Source organism: Olsenella massiliensis (genome assembly GCF_001457795.1).
Lineage (GTDB): Bacteria > Actinomycetota > Coriobacteriia > Coriobacteriales > Atopobiaceae > Olsenella_F > Olsenella_F massiliensis.
In genome coordinates this window covers 40,661-55,957 of the sequence record NZ_LN898207.1, presented here as the reverse complement: position 1 = coordinate 55,957, position 15,297 = coordinate 40,661, and the positions used below count along the sequence as shown (strand labels likewise).

The window sequence follows — 15,297 nt, the reverse complement described above, 5'->3', positions numbered from 1 at the left end:
CATGGGGACAACCACATGAAAGGAAGTGTCATGGCTGCACATGTCGTACGCCCGTCATCGGGACGTCATGCCCGAGAGGACCTTCTTTGCATAGACAACGTCGGCAAGGTCTACGGCAGGGGAGGGGCGATGACCACCGCCCTTAACGACCTGAGCCTTACCGTGAGGGACGGGGAGTTCGTGAGCGTGATGGGGCCGAGCGGCTCCGGCAAGAGCACGCTGCTCAACTGCGTGGCGACCATAGACGCCGTCACGTCGGGGAGCATCCGCCTTGCCGGCGAGGACGTGACGAGGCTCAGGGGCAGGGAGCTCGCGCGCTTTCGTCGGGAGCGCCTGGGGTTCATCTTTCAGGACGCCAACCTCGTCGAGACGCTTACGGGCTTTGAGAACGTGGCGCTCGCGCTCACGATCAAGGGGTCGCGTCCCGTGGAGATCGGCCCGCGCGTGCGCGTGGTCGCCGAGCGCCTGGGCGTCATGGACGTGCTCGACAAGTATCCCCACCAGATGTCGGGCGGCCAGCGGCAGCGCGTCGCCGCGGCGCGCGCCGTGGTGGGCGCCCCCTCGCTCGTCCTCGCCGACGAGCCCACGGGGTCGCTCGACTCCAAGAGCGCCCGGGTGCTCCTGGAGACGCTCGAGAAGATCCATCGCAACGCCGGCGCGACGATCATGATGGTGACGCATGACGCCTACGCGGCGTCCTTCTCGCAGCGCACGGTCTTCATCAAGGACGGGACGCTTTTTAACGAGGTGGTCTGCGGCACCGACGACCGCAAGGGATACTTCGGCCGCATCATGGAGGTCGTGTCGTTCCTGGGCGGGGGTGCGTCCCATGTTGGCTAGGCTCGCCGTCAGAAACGTGCGCCGCAGCGCCCGGGACTACACCATCTACTTTGTGACGCTCCTGCTGGGCGTCATGGTGTTCTACGCCTTCAACTCTATCGCCGACCAGCGCCTCATGACCGACGTCAACGCCAGCAACCCGGACATGGTCGCCACCATCGACCGCGTGATGGCCTTCTTCTCGGTGGCCGTGGCGTGCGTGCTCGGCTTTCTGGTGGCGTACTCCAACCGCTTCATCCTTCGCCGCCGCAAGCATGAGCTTGGCACCTACCTCCTGCTGGGCATGAAGGCGCGCCAGGTTGCGGGCATCGTCCTTCTCGAGACCGCTCTCGTGGGGCTCTCCTCGCTCGCGGCGGGCCTCGCCCTGGGCGTCGTGCTCTCGCAGCTCCTGTGCTTTGCGAGCATGTCGATGTTCTCGCTTGACCTCTCCTCCTACCGCTTCGTGCTGTCATCGACCGCGCTCGGCCGTACCGTTCTGTGCTTTGCCGTCATATTCGTCGTGGTGGGCGTCCTCAATGTCATTGAGGTGAGTCGCTGCCGGCTGGCGACGCTCCTGTCCGCTCGCAGCGCGTCAGAGCGGGTGGGCGTGCGCGGGGTGCTGCCCTCGGCGCTGTGCTTCGTGGCGAGCGTCGCGCTGTTGGCGTACGCCTACAGGCTGCTGGCCCTCAACGGCCTCCTTGACGTGACCGATGCCAAGTTCTCCGCCGCGACGGCGCTCATGCTCGTGGGCTCCCTGCTGTTCGTGTCCTCGGTGGCGGGCCTTGTCGTCGGCATCGTGCGACGCACGCGCGGCCTCTATCTGAGGGGACTGTCACCGTTCACGATGCGCCAGCTCGCCTCTCGCATCAACACGGCCTTCGTCTCGCTCTGGATCGTGTGCGTGCTGCTCTTCTTTGGCGTCACGTCGTTCTCGGTGGGCATGGGCGTGTCCTCGGTGCTCTCCTCGGCCCTCGAGGAGGGGACGCAGTTTGACCACTCCATCGTCGCGCCCATGTTTCATTTTGCCGACCTCGACCAGTACACCGACAGGGCCCAGGACGCGCGCGAGCGGCTTGACGCCTCAAACTGGAGCGCGGCGGATTACTTTGCGACTCGTTCCGCCACCTGGCGCGAGCTGGTGAGTCAGAGCGCCCAGGTGGACATATGGTCGGATCCCGACCTCACGGGGGGTAAGCTGGCGCAGACGGTGGGCTACGACGTCGAGTCTTCGGCGCTGGGCAAGGATGCCACCCTCCTGCGCTACGGCGTCTCCGTCATCGGTGTGAGCCAGCTCAACGCCACGCGCGCCCTGTCGGGGCATCCTCCGGTGACGCTGCCTGCGGGCACCTACGCCGTGGACAACTGCCTTGACCTCACCAAGGGCCTGTCCGAGGCGGTCTCGTCCTACGGGGGGACGCTGCGCGTGGGGGGCGTCGAGCTCAGGTCGTCGCGCCAGCTCGTGCGCCAGGTGCTTCGGGTGACGCAGCTGCCCGACGTGCAGTGCGTCCTCGTCGTGCCCGACGACGTCATCGACGCGCTGCGTGCCACCAGGGGCCTGCCCGACACGAGCATCCTCAACGTGCGATATGCGGACGGCGTCGATGCCGACCAGGCAGAGGCGCTCATGGAGAAGGCGTTTGCCGAGGCTCTCCCGCCTTCCGAGGAGGACCTTCGAGAGGGGTATGACTATGGAACGGGGCGTTGGCCGCTGAGCTTCGCGGACTCGGCCAGCTCCACGCGCACGGAGGCGCTCGGCTTCAAGATGCTCATCACCTTCCTCGCGCTCTACCTGGGATTCGTCCTGCTCGTGTCGGCGGGGTCCGTGCTGGCCGTGCAGCAGCTCTCGTCCACGGTCGACTCGGTGGGGCGCTATCGCACGCTCGCGCAGCTCGGCTGCACAAGGAGGCAGGTCCTGGGAAGCGTGCGCACCCAGACGCTCCTGTACTTCCTGGTGCCGCTGGCACTTGCGCTCTGCCATACGGCCTGCGTCATCTGGGTCATGAACCGCAACCTGTTCTCGGCCCTTGGCGTCTCGCCCCTCGTTCCCGTGTCGCTCGCCGTCGGCATTGTCGTCGTGGTCTATGGGGGGTACCTGCTTGTCACGTACCTGTGCTGCTCCGCGATCGTGCGAGGGGCGCTGGGGCGCAGGCTGCTGGCATAGGGTCGGCCCTGGCAGCCGGAGGCTACAGTTGCAGCTGTATCCCAGGAATTATCAATGACATCGGCGCGAGCTTTTTGTCAGTAATTTTGCGTTTCCCCAGGATTCAAAAAACTAGTGCCAAAATTGAGTGTTTCTGGTCATTAGCATCGCGCCTCTGGTGTGGGCTCCAGCGCGCCACCGGCGTGGGCTCCGGCGCGGACCCTGGTGCCCGCGCCGGGTTGCCTGTGTCGAGCTGCCCGCGCCGGGCTGCCCGATTCGTGCTGCCGGCGGGGATCATGCCGCGTCAATCAGCGCCATAGCGCCCTCCGTGTCGTGACACCCTCGCCTTCATTAGCCAGAACACGACGAACGTATCAAAATATTGCCGGTTTTTGCCGTTTTTTGTAACGAATGTCGTGTTTTGGCTACGGCGTCCGACGCGCACCAGTAGGTCGCCCGGAGCGGCGGGCTGTCCGGCCCGTGCGCCGGGCGACGCGACCGGCCCGCGCGTGCGATTCAACTTGTCTAGAAGCTCGCGTGTGGCCTGGGGGGCTGGCCCGTCTCCCTTTGGCTGCTCGCGTGCGACGGTGCGCCACGACGCGCCCTACACGTTGAGCAGCAGCATCACATTGAGGGCGATGACGATGGCCGCGATGGCCCACAGGACCAGCTTGAGGGAGGGTCCGTTGGCGTAGCGTCCCATGACCCGATGCGACGAGGTGAGCCAGATGAGCAGCACTATCGTGACGGGCAGCTGTACGGACAGCAGCGCCTGCGACCAGACGAGCCCCTCAAAGGCATCCCGCACGAAGAAAATGGCTACAACCGCCAGCACGAAGGTGGCCATGACGCCGAGCGACGAGTGACGGTCGCGGATGTCGTACGGCTCGCCCGACATGCCTGCCGTGATGGTGCCCGCCGCCATGCCGGCGGTGACGGAGGAGCTAAGTCCCGCCATGAGCAGGGCCAGGGCAAAGATGAGGCTCGCTGCGGGGCCGACCATGGGCGCGAGCACCGACGCCGCCTGGGCGAGGTCGTCCACGAGGATGCCGTGCTGGAAGAATGTGGCGGCGGCAAGGATGACCATGGCGGAGTTGATGGCCCAGCCCACGATCATGGAGAACAGGGTGTCGGTGAACTCGTAGTCCATGCGCTCCCTGATGGCGTCGTCCCCCTTGGTCTCAAAGTGGCGACTTTGGATGATCTCGGAGTGCAAAAAGAGGTTGTGCGGCATAACGACGGCGCCCAGGACGCTCATGACGATAGGCATGGACCCGCCGGGCAGGGTGGGGACCACCCATCCGGCGGCGGCCGGCGCCCAGCTCACCTTGACGAGGGCCAGCTCTATGAGGAACGAGATGCCGATGAGCGACACGAAGCCGATGATCCAGCGCTCGACGCGCTGGTAGGAGTTGGTCAGCAACAGGGAGAGCGACGCGGTCCCCACGAGAACGGAGCCCAGGCGCAGGTCGAGACCAACGAGCATGTTGAGGGCGATGGCACCGCCCAGCACCTCGGCCATGGTGGTTGCCAGGGTCGCGAGCACGGCTGTGAGGAGCACGGGTCGCGAGACCCAGCGGGGGAGGTGGCGCGTCGCGGCCTCGCTCATGCACAGGCCGGTGGCGATGCCCAGGTGCGCGGCATTGTGCTGCAGGACGATGAGCATGACGGTGGATAGGGTGACCACCCAGAGCAGGGAGTAGCCAAACGCTGAGCCTGCGGCCATGTTGCTGGCCCAGTTGCCCGGGTCAATGAAGCCCACGGTCACGAGAAATCCGGGGCCGATGAACTTGAGGATGTCAAGACCGCCTCGCTGTCCGCTGTGGTGGCTGCCAAAAATCTCGCGAAGGAGGCCACCGGCGGGCGACGTGGCGCTGGAGTTGTCGGGGGATTGCATAGGTGCCTCTCGGATTGGGGGAGCCTTCCGGCCGGGGGTTGCGGGTTTAAGGCATTCTAGGCCGGGACCTCCCGGGCCAGGGCCTCGTTTGGTCGGACCTCATGCGCCTAGGATACTCCAGGCATCACGGCCAAGCGCAACATGGTCGTGTGAGGCGCTTTAGCCAAAACACGACATACATTACAAAATGCGGTCAATTTCAGCGATATTTTGATATGTCCGTCGTGTTTTGGCTAACGAGAGGTACGGACGCCGGGTGGTTAGGTGCCCAGGCGCCCAGAGGGCCGGGTGCCCAGGGAGCCAGGTGCATCAGCGTCCAGAATTTAATGACCAGAAGCGCTGCGTCCTGTCACTAATTTTGCGAATCCTGGGGAAACGCAAAATTAGCGACAGGACAGCCCCGTTTTGGTCATTGATAATCTCCTGGATTGTGGTCTCAGAGGTATCCTTCGGCCTGTCGAGTAGCGACTGCCGCCAAGGGGAAGCTTGCCAAGGGCCAGCTTGCCAAGGGCCAGCTTGCCAAGGGCCAGCTTGCCAGGGGGCAGTCCCCGGGTTGATTTCCGGCTCGCTTCCCGGACTGACTCTGGCGTCGTTCTCGGGTCGGTTTTTCGCTGTCATTTTCGGATTGCTGACGGCTTCAGTAGACATTTTGCGTCGCGCCGTTTCGCGCCGAAAGGCGCGACGTGGCAAGCAGCGCAAAGACGGGAGCGGCTCGTGGTCTTTCCACCGGCCGCTCCCGTATGGGGCACCGCAGAGTGCAAGGGTGCCAATCAGTTATTAGCTCTAGCGTGGCGCTTTCTTGCCGCGTGGCGCTTTCTTGCAGCGCGACGCTTTCTTGCCGCGCGACGCTTTCTTGCAGCGTGGCGCTTTCTTGCAGCGTGGCGCTTTCTTGCGGCGTGGCGCTCGCTGGATCGGGACCGACCTGAGGTCGATCCGGGACTGGTTCGGTGCCCAGTCCCGGAAGGACCACGCCCTGCGCCTTTGCCACCCCAGGGCCTTGCTGCCCTAGGGCCTTATTACCCCAGGACCTTGAGGAATGACGTCACGTCCGTGACGGTGCGGAGCTTGTCGGCACGCGTCTCGTCGGACAGCGCGTCGGCGATCTTGGCGAGAACCTGCAGATGCTCGTCGCCCTTGCCGGCGATGCCAAAGAGCACGTAGGCCTTCTCGCCGTTGAAGTCAATGCCCTCAGGGAACTGCATCGCGACGACGCCCGTGGACTTGACGTGCCTCTTTGCCTCGTTGGTGCCGTGCGGGATGGCGACGCCGTTGCCAATGTAGACGCTCACCTCGCGGTCGCGCTCGACCATGGCGTCAACATAGGCCTCGTCCACGTAGCCGCGTTTGACGAGCATCGCCCCGCAGGCGCGGATGGCAGACTCCCTGTCGGCGGCGACGTTGCCAAGAGAGACGTCAGCGGCGCCGATGTTCCAGGCGGCCTCCCCGCCGGCGCCCTCGATGGCTGCCGACGCGGCGTTGGTGGCCGCGACGGCGGCGTGCTGCATCTGCACGTTGGTGGTGAGCTGGGTCTGCAGAGCGTCGAGCGCGGGGTCGTTCATGAAGTTGCCGATGACGACGAACTGCGCGGTCTGAGGGGCGGCCTTGCGAGCCCGCTCGGCGAGCATCTTCTGGCAGACGATGACGTCGGCGTCGGAGGGAATCTCGTCCACGGAGGCATGCTCGACCTTGATGTCGGGGCGGATCTCCTTGACGCGCCGGAAGAAGCGCGTCGCGCCCATGGCGGAAGACCCCATGCCGGCGTCGCACGCAAAGACGATCTTCGAGACGGCGCTCGCCGCGCCTGCGGTGGGGTCAACGGCGGACCCTGCGTCGATGGCTCCCTGGCCGTCGACGTCATCGTCGGACCCGACGGCGACGTAGCTGCGGACAAAGGGTGCCGACACGAAGAAGGAGACCGCGGCGGCAAGGATGACGTCCACGAGGATGAGCAGGACCTGGCTCTTGGGCGACATGGAGACAAACGCGATGATGGAGCCGGGCGAGGCGGGGCCGACGAGGCCGAGCCCAAAGATGACCGAGAACAGGATCGCGACGATGTTGCCGGCGATGGGGCCAATGATGACGCGGGGGTTCATGAGCACGTACGGGAAGTAGATCTCGTGGATGCCGCCCAAAAACTGGATGATGATGGCGCCCGGCGCGGACTGCTTCGTGTCCTTGTCACGGCAGAGCACGGCATAGGCAAGGAGCATGCCGACGCCAGGCCCGGGGTTGGATTCCAGCATGAACATGATGGACTCGCCGACGGACTTGACCTGCTCGGTGCCGATGGGAACAAAGATGCCGTTACCGATGGCGTTGTTGAGGAAGAGCACCTTGGCGGGCTCGATGAAGATGGCGAGCAGGGGCATCAGGCCAAGGTTGACAAGGGCCTGGACGCCGGCCTGCAACACGACGAGGATGGCGCCCATGAAGGGGCCGATGCCAAAGAAGCCGATGATGGCGAGGCCAAGGCCGATGAGGCCGAGCGAGAAGTTGTCGACGAGCATCTCGAGGCCCTCGGGCTTCCAGCCGTCAGCCCACTCGTCCCACTTCTTGATGACCAGGCCGGCCAAGGGTCCCATGAGCATGGCGCCCATGAGCATGGTGTAGTCGCTGCCCATGATGGCGCCGAACACGGCGATGCCGCCGATGACCCTGCCGCGGTTGCCGGCGACGGCGTAGCCGCCCTGGCCGGCGATGAGCACGGGGATGAAGTACTTGAGCATGGGGCCGACGACGGTCGCCAGCTGCTCGTTGGGTATCCAACCCGTCTCGATGAACAGGGCTGTCAAGAAGCCCCAGGCGATGAAGGCGCCGATGTTTGGCATGACCATGCCCGATAAGAACTTACCGAACCGTGCCACCTTCTCTCGTGCCGTTGCCATTGCGTTCCCCTTCCCTCTCTTCTACGGGTACCTGCTGTCACACTCGTTGAAAAAACAGCCAGCACAACATAACTGTTGTTGAATGCACAATATACTTTTTTTGCTTCAACAAAACAAAACTGTACAGATGCAAGCGGTGAACGGTCGAAAAAACAGGTTAATCGGTAGTAAAGGCGATTATTTTACGAAATAACCAGCCTGTGTTGACAAGAGAGCTAACGCTATTACTATGAAGTTACTGTTGAAACAAAAGTAACGTGTTTCATCAGACGTCCCGCCAGCGTCTCAGGCTGCAAGCGCCCAGGGGGCAGGACCTTAGGCGCGGTCACGGAATCGGGGGGTTTAGCATGATTCGCACGGTTTGTCTCAATCCGGCCCTTGACAAGACGGTCCAGGTTGATGGGTTCGCCGTCGATGCGGTCAACCGCATCTCCGACGTCAGGATCGACGCCGGCGGCAAGGGCATCAACGTCTCCAAGGTCATCAAGGAGCTGGGCGGCAGCTCCAAGGCCTACGCGCTGCTGGCGGGCGCCACGGGAAGCCGCATCGCAGACATGGTCGGCCAGCTTGGCATCGACCTCGTCTATGTCACGCCCAAGGGGGAGACGCGCACCAACCTCAAGGTGGTGGACAAGGCAAGGCATACCAACACGGACATCAACGAACCGGGCCCCCTGGTGACGTCCGAGGACCTTGAGGCCCTGCTTGACCTTCTCCTTGCCGACCTCGACGCCGGCGACGTCGTCGTCCTGGCGGGCAGCCTGCCCAAGGGTGCGCCCACCGACACCTACGCCCGCTGGATTCATGCCATCTCAGAGGTGGGCGCCCAGGCCTTTCTCGACGCAGACGGGGAGGTCCTCGCGGCGGGCATCGCGGCGGGCCCGGCCCTCATCAAGCCCAACGACCACGAGCTCGCGGACCTCGTCGGCCGCGACCTTCCCGATACCGCCTCCATAGTGGCTGCGGCACATGAGCTCATGGACAAGGGGGCGCGGCGCGTCGTCGTCTCACTGGGGGGAGAGGGGGCGCTCTTCGTGACGCCCGAGCGCACCGTCAGGGCGCGCGCGCCCAAGGTGCCGGTGGGCTCGACCGTCGGCGCCGGGGACTCCGTCGTGGCGGCCGTCGCGGTGGCGCAGCAGGCGGGCCTCTCGATCGAGGAGACCGCGCGTCTGGGCGTGGCGACGGGCGCCGCCAACGTCATGCAGTCGGGAACCCAGGCGGCCCCACGCTCGCTCGTGGACGACCTGGCCGGCAAGGTGATCGTAGAGGAGCTCTAGCGCGACGCGCGCCTCCCTGCGGCGCACGAGGACGTTCCAGTCAACGCACGTAAACGAAAGGGGCATCATGAAGGCCAAGGCAGCACGTCTCCACGCGGCACATGACATCAGGATCGACGAGTTCGAGCTTCCCCCGATCAAGGACGACGAGATGCTCGTGAAGGTGGTGACGGACTCCATCTGCATGTCAACGTACAAGATGGCGATCCTGGGTCCCGAGCACAAGCGCGTCCACGCCGACGTGGCCGAGCATCCCGCCATCACCGGCCACGAGTTTGCCGGCGACATCGTCGAGGTGGGCGCCAAGTATGCCGACACGTACAAGCCGGGCCAGAAGTTCACGATCCAGCCCGCCCTCAACTACAAGGGATCCATGGACTCTCCGGGCTACTCCTACGAGTTCTGCGGCGGCGACACCACCTACTGCATCCTCCCGCAGGAGGTCTTTGCCACGGGCTGCTTCCTCGTCTACGAGGGCGAGGCCTACTACCAGGCGTCTCTCGCCGAACCCATGAGCTGCTCCATCGGCGCGTTCCATGCCGCCTATCACACCCGCATGGGCGTCTACACCCACGACATGGGCATCCGCGAGGGCGGCAAGCTTTGCATCAACGCGGGGGCCGGCCCCATGGGCCTCGGCGCCCTCACCTATGCGCTGCACTGCGACCGCAGGCCGGGCCTCGTGGTGGTGGCTGACATCAACCAGGAGCGCCTTGACCGCGCCGAGCGACTCTTCCCGCCCGAGGAGGTCCTGAGGGACGAGGGCATCGAGCTGCACTTTGTCAACACCGGCGTCGTGGACGACCCCGTAGCGACCCTGCGCGAGATCACGGGCGGGGAGGGCTACGACGACGTCCTGTGCTACGCTCCCGTCGCCGCCGTCGTCACCCAGTCGAGCCTCATCCTGGGCCGTGACGGCTGCCTCAACTTCTTTGCCGGCCCCACCGACAAGAACTTCCAGGCGCCCATCAACTTCTACGAGGTCCACTACGGCTCGCAGCACGTGATGGGCACCACGGGCGGCAACACGGCGGACGAGATCGAGTCCCTCGAGCTCACGGCGGCAGGTCGCATTGACCCCGCCGTCATGGTCACGCACGTGGGCGGCCTTGACGCGGCTCCCGAGACCACGCTCAACCTTCCCAAGATTCCCGGCGGCAAGAAGCTCATCTACACGCACATCGAGATGCCGCTCATAGCCCTGGACGACCTGCGCTCCAAGGCAGGGGAGGACGCCCGCTACGGCGAGCTCGCGGACATCGTTGACGCCCACAAGGGGCTGTGGAGCCCAAAGGCCGAGCGCTACCTGCTTGACAACTGGGTGCAAAAGTAGACGGGAGCGAAAGCGGGCCACGGTCGAGGGCGCCAAAGCGGACCCTGACTGGCGGCATGCCAACCAGCGTCTCCCAAGGTCACACAGGCGGCGAGCGTGCGAACGGCACGCTCGCCGTTTTTATGTGACGACGCGTACAAGGGCGGGTATGCTAGAGACGCTGTTGTTTCAAAAATGAGAGGGCGAGTAAATCATATGGACATGGCCGAGCGCAGGGATAAGATCGTCGACCTGGTGAACCGCGAGGGAAGCATCGTCTTTGCCCAACTGAAGAAGGAGCTCCCCGACGTGAGCGAGATGACCTTGCGCACCGACCTCAAGGTCCTGGACCAGCAGCGCAGCATCATTCGCGTCTACGGGGGCGCGCGCTCCGTGGACTATGCGGTGGGCACGGACGACTTGCTTGCGCACCGCAAGGCGAGAAACGTCGCAAAGAAGAACGACATCGCGCGCAAGGCCATCGAGCTCGTCCGCCCGGACACCACGATCTTCATCGACTCCGGCACGACGACGACGGCGCTTGCCACGGCCCTGCCCAACCAGCGCCTGCTCGTGTTCACCAACTCGCTCACCGTCGCCATGGAGCTTGCCAACCTCGACCAGGTCACCACCTACGTGGTGGGAGGCGAGCTCAACCGGCAGTCCATGAGCGTCACGGGTGCCCGGGCGGTCAAGAACCTTGGCTCCCTCGCGTTTGACCAGCTCTTTCTGGGCGTGACGAGCTATGAGAACCGCGGCGGCTTCACCTGCGGCTCCGGTGACGAGGCCGTGTTCAAGGCGAGCTGCGTGGAGCGGGCGGATGAGACGGTCGTGCTCATCGACTCGACGAAGGAGGGCAAGCGCAGCACCTTTCCCATCTGCGACATCGCTGACGTGGACTACGTCGTCTCGGACGAGGGCCTCTCTCTTGACTTCGTGACGCGCTGCAAGGAGGCGGGCGTCGAGGTGATCTAGGTCGTGCGCCTCACGTGCCGTCCGACCTCACGTGCCGCTTGGCAGGGCCTAGGTGTCCGTGCCGGGCCCCGTCCTCTAGAGGCGACCGGCGTCGTGCAGCAGGAGCCAGGCGTCGGCCACGATGCGCGCGTGGTCAAAGGCGAGCCCCTCCTGCCGTAGCACCTGGGCGCGACGGCACCCCGTGAGGGGCGCGCGGGTCTCGCGAAGCTCCAAGGAGAGCCGCACGTCACCCGCGCTGAGCGCCAGCGTGACGACGTCTTCCCGACGTCGGGCGTCAAGGCAAAACCAGCCGGCGCGCTCGGCGTCGTCGCCCGCGCGCACGGCGACGTCCTCATCGACCCAGGCCACGAACGCGTACGAGACCACCCACCCGCGCGGGTCCCGACCGGGCGCGCTGTAGAGCGCAAGGGGCTCAAGGTCCAGATTCGCGACGCCCGTCTCCTCCGCAAGCTCGCGCGCGGCGCAGTGGTCGGCGGACTCGTCGGGGTTGCAGAAGCCGCCGGGGGTGGCCCACCTGCCCAGGCAGGGATGGGCGCCCCGCCGTATGAGAAGCAGGTGCGTGGCGCCTTGGGGCGTGCGCCTGAACACGCAGACGTCTGCCGTCAGGGAGGGGCGAGGGTAGTCCTTGGGCCGATAGCCGGCAAGAAACTCCGCCTCGGTGAGTCCGTGCGCGTCTCGCGCCATCGCGTCGTCCATGGTGCCCCCATCCGCTCGCGCCTGCCGTCAGCCTCAGCTTAGCGCACGTGTGCACGCTTCCACGTCGCCCGGTCCGCCGTGTGTCACCCGCGCTTCCGAGCACGACCGCTCAGCGGATGCCCGTCACCGTGTAGCCGGCGGCCTCGACGGCCTTTTGCAGGCGCTCGTTTGAGACGAGCGGGCCGGCGTCGAGCGTGGCTTGTCCGTCTTCGAGGGACACGCGGACGTCCCTGACATCCTTGAGGCCTTCCAGCGCCTCGGTTACGTGAGCCGCGCAGTGTGCGCACATCATGCCCTCAATGTCGATGGTCTTGGTCGTCATGTTGCTCGTTCCCTTCTTGATGGTCGCGGCGGGTTCCCGCCGTGAGCTTTCGTGGGCAAAGGGGGAAGAAAGATCGGGGGGCGTCGCCTCGCGGGCCACCGAGGGGCGCCACCTAAAGAGCCTGAGCGCGTTGGTCACCACGAACACGGACGAGAGCCCCATTGCGGCGGCGCCGACCATGGGGCTGACCGTGACGCCCCACGGGGACAGGACGCCCATGGCCACGGGAATGCACGCGCAGTTGTAGAGCAAGGCCCAGAACAGGTTCTGACGAATGTCGCGCAGGGTGGCTCGGGAGAGCTCGATGGCGCTCGCGACGTCAGCGGGGTCGGAGCGCATGAGGACGATGTCGGCGCTGGAGATGGCGACGTCGGTCCCCGCCCCGACGGCCATGCCGACGTCCGCCCGGGCGAGGGCGGGGGCGTCGTTGATGCCGTCGCCCACCATGGCGACCCGGTGGCCATCCTCCTGAAGTGCACGAACGTGGCGCTCCTTGTCGGCGGGGAGCACGTCGGCGATGACCTCGTCGACACCAAGGGCGCGTCCGATGACCTCGGCCGTGCGCCTCTGGTCACCCGTCAGCAGAACGGTGCGTATCTTCTGACGACGCAGGCGCTCCACCGTGGGCTGCGCGCTGGGACGAAGGCGGTCGGCGACCGAGATGAGGCCCTGGGCGGCCCCGTCCTTGGCCACGAAGAGCGGCGTCTGCGCCTGGGCGGCGGCCCGCTGTGCCAGCCGACGAAGCTCTCCCAGCGAGACGCCCACCTCGCCCATGAGACGCTCGTTGCCCACGACCACGACGTCCCCGTCCACCCGGGCACGGACGCCCCCGCCCGCGACCTGCTCAAAGGAGCTGACATTGTCCGAGACCTGCACGCCGCGCTCGTCCACGCAGGCACAGATGGCCTCCGCGAGCGGATGCTCGCTTTTGCGCTCGAGGGCGCCGGCCAGACGAAGCAGGTCGTCCTCGGTGACGCCGGGCGCCACGTCAAGCGAGACGACGCGCGGCGCGCCCTCAGTGAGGGTGCCCGTCTTGTCAAAGACGACGGCGTCAAGGGAGCCGGCGGCCTCGAGGGCCTCGGCGCTCTTGATGAGAATGCCGTAGCGCGCGCCGCGCTCGGTGCCCACCATGATGGCCGTGGGCGTCGCCAGCCCCAGGGCGCAGGGGCACGAGATCACGAGGACCGCGACCGCATGTTCGAAGGCGACGGAGAGCCTGTCGGGACCGCCGATGACGCACCACGTGAGGAAGGTGAGGGCCGCAAGGCCTAGCACCACGGGCACGAAGACGCCGGCGACGCGGTCGGCCCTCCGCTCGATGGGCGCCTTGGAGCTCGTGGCCTCGTCCACGAGACGGATGATGGCGGCCAGGGTCGTGTCCGCGCCGACGGCGGTGACGTCCACGCCAATCCAGCCGCGTCGTAAGACGGTCGCCGCCGTCACGGGACTGCCGGGCGCCTTCTCGACGGGCATGGGTTCGCCCGACAGGGCGGACTCGTCCACTGACGCGTTGCCCTGCGCGACGACGCCGTCGGCGGGCATGGACTCGCCGGCACGCACAACGACGCGGTCACCCACCCTGAGGTCCTCGGCGCGCACCTGAGTCTCCCTGCCGTCCTTGAGCACGGTGGCCGTCTTGGGCGTAAGGTCCATGAGGGCGCTGATGGCGCTCGTGGTCTTGCCCTTGGCACGCGCCTCGAAGTACTTGCCCAGGGCGACGAGGGCCAAGATCATGCCGGCCGAGTCAAAGTACAGGAAGCGCATAAGGCCCATGACGTCCTCGGGACGTCCCGACCCGTAGGCCCAGAGCATCTGCCCCAAGGTGACGAGGCTGTAGGCAAAGCTCGCGGACGACCCTATGGCTATGAGCGAGTCCATGTTGGGCGCCCCCTGCCGGAGGGACGAGAAACCCCGCGAGAAGGTCCTGTGGTTCACCAGCAGGATGGGGGCGCTCAGCAGGAGCTGGACGAGGGCGCGCACTCCCAGCCCCTCCGGGGCTCCCAGCCGGAAGGGGAGCGGCCAGCCGAACATGGGGCCCATGGCGACGTAGAAGAGCGGGAGGGCAAAGACGGACGACCAGACGAGCTGACGGAGCCCGGCACGCGTGGCCTTGTTGGCGCTGATGGCGGGGTCGACGAAGGCCCCCGCCTCGGGGGAGGGCCGAGCGTCCTGCGAGCACCCCTGCGCGGGCGGGAGGGGCCCGCGCGGCGCGGCTCCGTAGCCCGCCTTGCCGACGGCGTCGATGACGGCCTGGACGGTGGCGGGGCTGCCGTCATACTCCACGTCCATCGAGTTTTTGAGCAGGTTGACGCGGGCGCTCGTGACGCCCGCGACCTGAGACGCGACCTTCTGCACGCGCACCTGGCAGGCGGCGCAGGTCATGCCCGTGACGTCAAAGGTCTCCCTGACGGGAGCGGTGCGTGCCATGGTGCGACCTCCCTTCGCCACGCCCGCCATCAGGCGCCGAACTTCCTGAGAAGCGTCATGACCTCGTCGATGACCGCGGTGTTGCCTTCCTGAATCTGCTCGACCACGCAGGTCTCGAGGTGATCCTTGAGCAGCATCCGGGACACGGCCCTGACGGCACTATTGGCGGCCGCCAGCTGGGTGAGGACGTCTCCGCAGTAGCGGTCCTCCTCGATCATGGCCCTGACGCCTCCCAGCTGCCCGATGGCCCGGTTGAGGCGATTGACGGTCGTGCGCTTGAGCTCCTGCGACCGCGGCGTGTGCTTGTGGTCGCGGCCGGCGCAGGCGGGATGGGTCTCGGTCTGGGCGTCCATGGTATGCCTCCCACATCGAATGGTTCATATACCCAAGTAGGGTATGTCATGTCGTCAGCACTATACCCCTATGCGGTATATTTCAGACAAAGAAAGGGACGTGGGCGTCACCCCCCGGCGAGCGGCATCCTGCCGGGCGTCACGGCGTCGAACGTCATCGTAGCGCGACATCCCGTCGCGTCAGGCATCGG

10 protein-coding genes are annotated in these 15,297 nt (G+C 65.9%); 5 read left to right on the top strand and 5 right to left on the bottom strand.

The genetic code is table 11. From position 1 onward, the window contains the following. Positions 1-30 precede the first annotated feature (30 nt). Both BN3001_RS00300 and BN3001_RS00295 read left to right on the top strand, forming a co-directional pair. Positions 31-840 (top strand): ABC transporter ATP-binding protein, encoded by an 810-nt coding sequence (locus BN3001_RS00300; protein ID WP_058269845.1) that lies wholly within the window; start codon positions 31-33, stop codon positions 838-840. Next, entirely contained in the window at positions 830-2,980 is a 2,151-nt protein-coding gene (locus tag BN3001_RS00295) for an FtsX-like permease family protein (RefSeq protein ID WP_058269844.1), read from the top strand. Before BN3001_RS00300 ends, BN3001_RS00295 begins: the two co-directional genes overlap by 11 nt. 583 nt (positions 2,981-3,563) lie before the next feature. Here BN3001_RS00295 and BN3001_RS00290 read toward each other — a convergent pair. Beyond that, a complete protein-coding gene (locus BN3001_RS00290) occupies positions 3,564-4,856 on the bottom strand; it encodes an Nramp family divalent metal transporter (protein ID WP_082629847.1) in 1,293 nt (430 codons plus the stop codon). Between the two features lie 1,016 nt (positions 4,857-5,872). After that, positions 5,873-7,744 (bottom strand): PTS mannitol transporter subunit IICBA, encoded by a 1,872-nt coding sequence (locus BN3001_RS00280; RefSeq protein ID WP_058269842.1) that lies wholly within the window; start codon positions 7,742-7,744, stop codon positions 5,873-5,875. A gap of 347 nt (positions 7,745-8,091) precedes the next feature. On the opposite strand from BN3001_RS00280, the gene pfkB reads away from it, so the two are divergent. The 3 genes from pfkB to BN3001_RS00265 all read left to right on the top strand — a co-directional run bounded on the left by pfkB (position 8,092) and on the right by BN3001_RS00265 (position 11,308). Further along, the gene (pfkB, locus tag BN3001_RS00275) at positions 8,092-9,021 is read left to right on the top strand and encodes a 1-phosphofructokinase (protein WP_058269841.1); all 930 of its coding nucleotides are present in this window, start codon (positions 8,092-8,094) and stop codon (positions 9,019-9,021) included. A 67-nt stretch (positions 9,022-9,088) separates the two neighbouring features. Beyond that, on the top strand, positions 9,089-10,354 hold the full coding sequence (locus BN3001_RS00270) for a zinc-binding dehydrogenase (RefSeq protein ID WP_058269840.1): 1,266 nt from the start codon (positions 9,089-9,091) through the stop codon (positions 10,352-10,354). Positions 10,355-10,549: 195 nt separating this feature from the next. Further along, a complete protein-coding gene (locus BN3001_RS00265; RefSeq protein ID WP_058269839.1) occupies positions 10,550-11,308 on the top strand; it encodes a DeoR/GlpR family DNA-binding transcription regulator in 759 nt (252 codons plus the stop codon). Positions 11,309-11,383: 75 nt separating this feature from the next. Here BN3001_RS00265 and BN3001_RS00260 read toward each other — a convergent pair whose 3' ends face one another. The 3 genes from BN3001_RS00260 to BN3001_RS00250 all read right to left on the bottom strand — a co-directional run bounded on the left by BN3001_RS00260 (position 11,384) and on the right by BN3001_RS00250 (position 15,106). After that, positions 11,384-12,004 (bottom strand): NUDIX domain-containing protein, encoded by a 621-nt coding sequence (locus BN3001_RS00260; RefSeq protein ID WP_058269838.1) that lies wholly within the window; start codon positions 12,002-12,004, stop codon positions 11,384-11,386. Positions 12,005-12,113: 109 nt separating this feature from the next. Further along, positions 12,114-14,753 (bottom strand): heavy metal translocating P-type ATPase, encoded by a 2,640-nt coding sequence (locus BN3001_RS00255; protein ID WP_148362908.1) that lies wholly within the window; start codon positions 14,751-14,753, stop codon positions 12,114-12,116. 29 nt (positions 14,754-14,782) lie between these two features. Further along, positions 14,783-15,106 (bottom strand): metal-sensing transcriptional repressor, encoded by a 324-nt coding sequence (locus BN3001_RS00250; protein ID WP_058269836.1) that lies wholly within the window; start codon positions 15,104-15,106, stop codon positions 14,783-14,785. Positions 15,107-15,297: the final 191 nt, after the last annotated feature.

Coding starts and splice junctions, on each gene's coding strand:
- BN3001_RS00300 (WP_058269845.1), top strand. CDS start 31: ATGGCTGCACATGTCGTACGCCCGTCATCGGGACGTCATGCCCGAGAG.
- BN3001_RS00295 (WP_058269844.1), top strand. CDS start 830: ATGTTGGCTAGGCTCGCCGTCAGAAACGTGCGCCGCAGCGCCCGGGAC.
- BN3001_RS00290 (WP_082629847.1), bottom strand. CDS start 4,856: ATGCAATCCCCCGACAACTCCAGCGCCACGTCGCCCGCCGGTGGCCTC.
- BN3001_RS00280 (WP_058269842.1), bottom strand. CDS start 7,744: ATGGCAACGGCACGAGAGAAGGTGGCACGGTTCGGTAAGTTCTTATCG.
- pfkB (WP_058269841.1), top strand. CDS start 8,092: ATGATTCGCACGGTTTGTCTCAATCCGGCCCTTGACAAGACGGTCCAG.
- BN3001_RS00270 (WP_058269840.1), top strand. CDS start 9,089: ATGAAGGCCAAGGCAGCACGTCTCCACGCGGCACATGACATCAGGATC.
- BN3001_RS00265 (WP_058269839.1), top strand. CDS start 10,550: ATGGACATGGCCGAGCGCAGGGATAAGATCGTCGACCTGGTGAACCGC.
- BN3001_RS00260 (WP_058269838.1), bottom strand. CDS start 12,004: ATGGACGACGCGATGGCGCGAGACGCGCACGGACTCACCGAGGCGGAG.
- BN3001_RS00255 (WP_148362908.1), bottom strand. CDS start 14,753: ATGGCACGCACCGCTCCCGTCAGGGAGACCTTTGACGTCACGGGCATG.
- BN3001_RS00250 (WP_058269836.1), bottom strand. CDS start 15,106: ATGGACGCCCAGACCGAGACCCATCCCGCCTGCGCCGGCCGCGACCAC.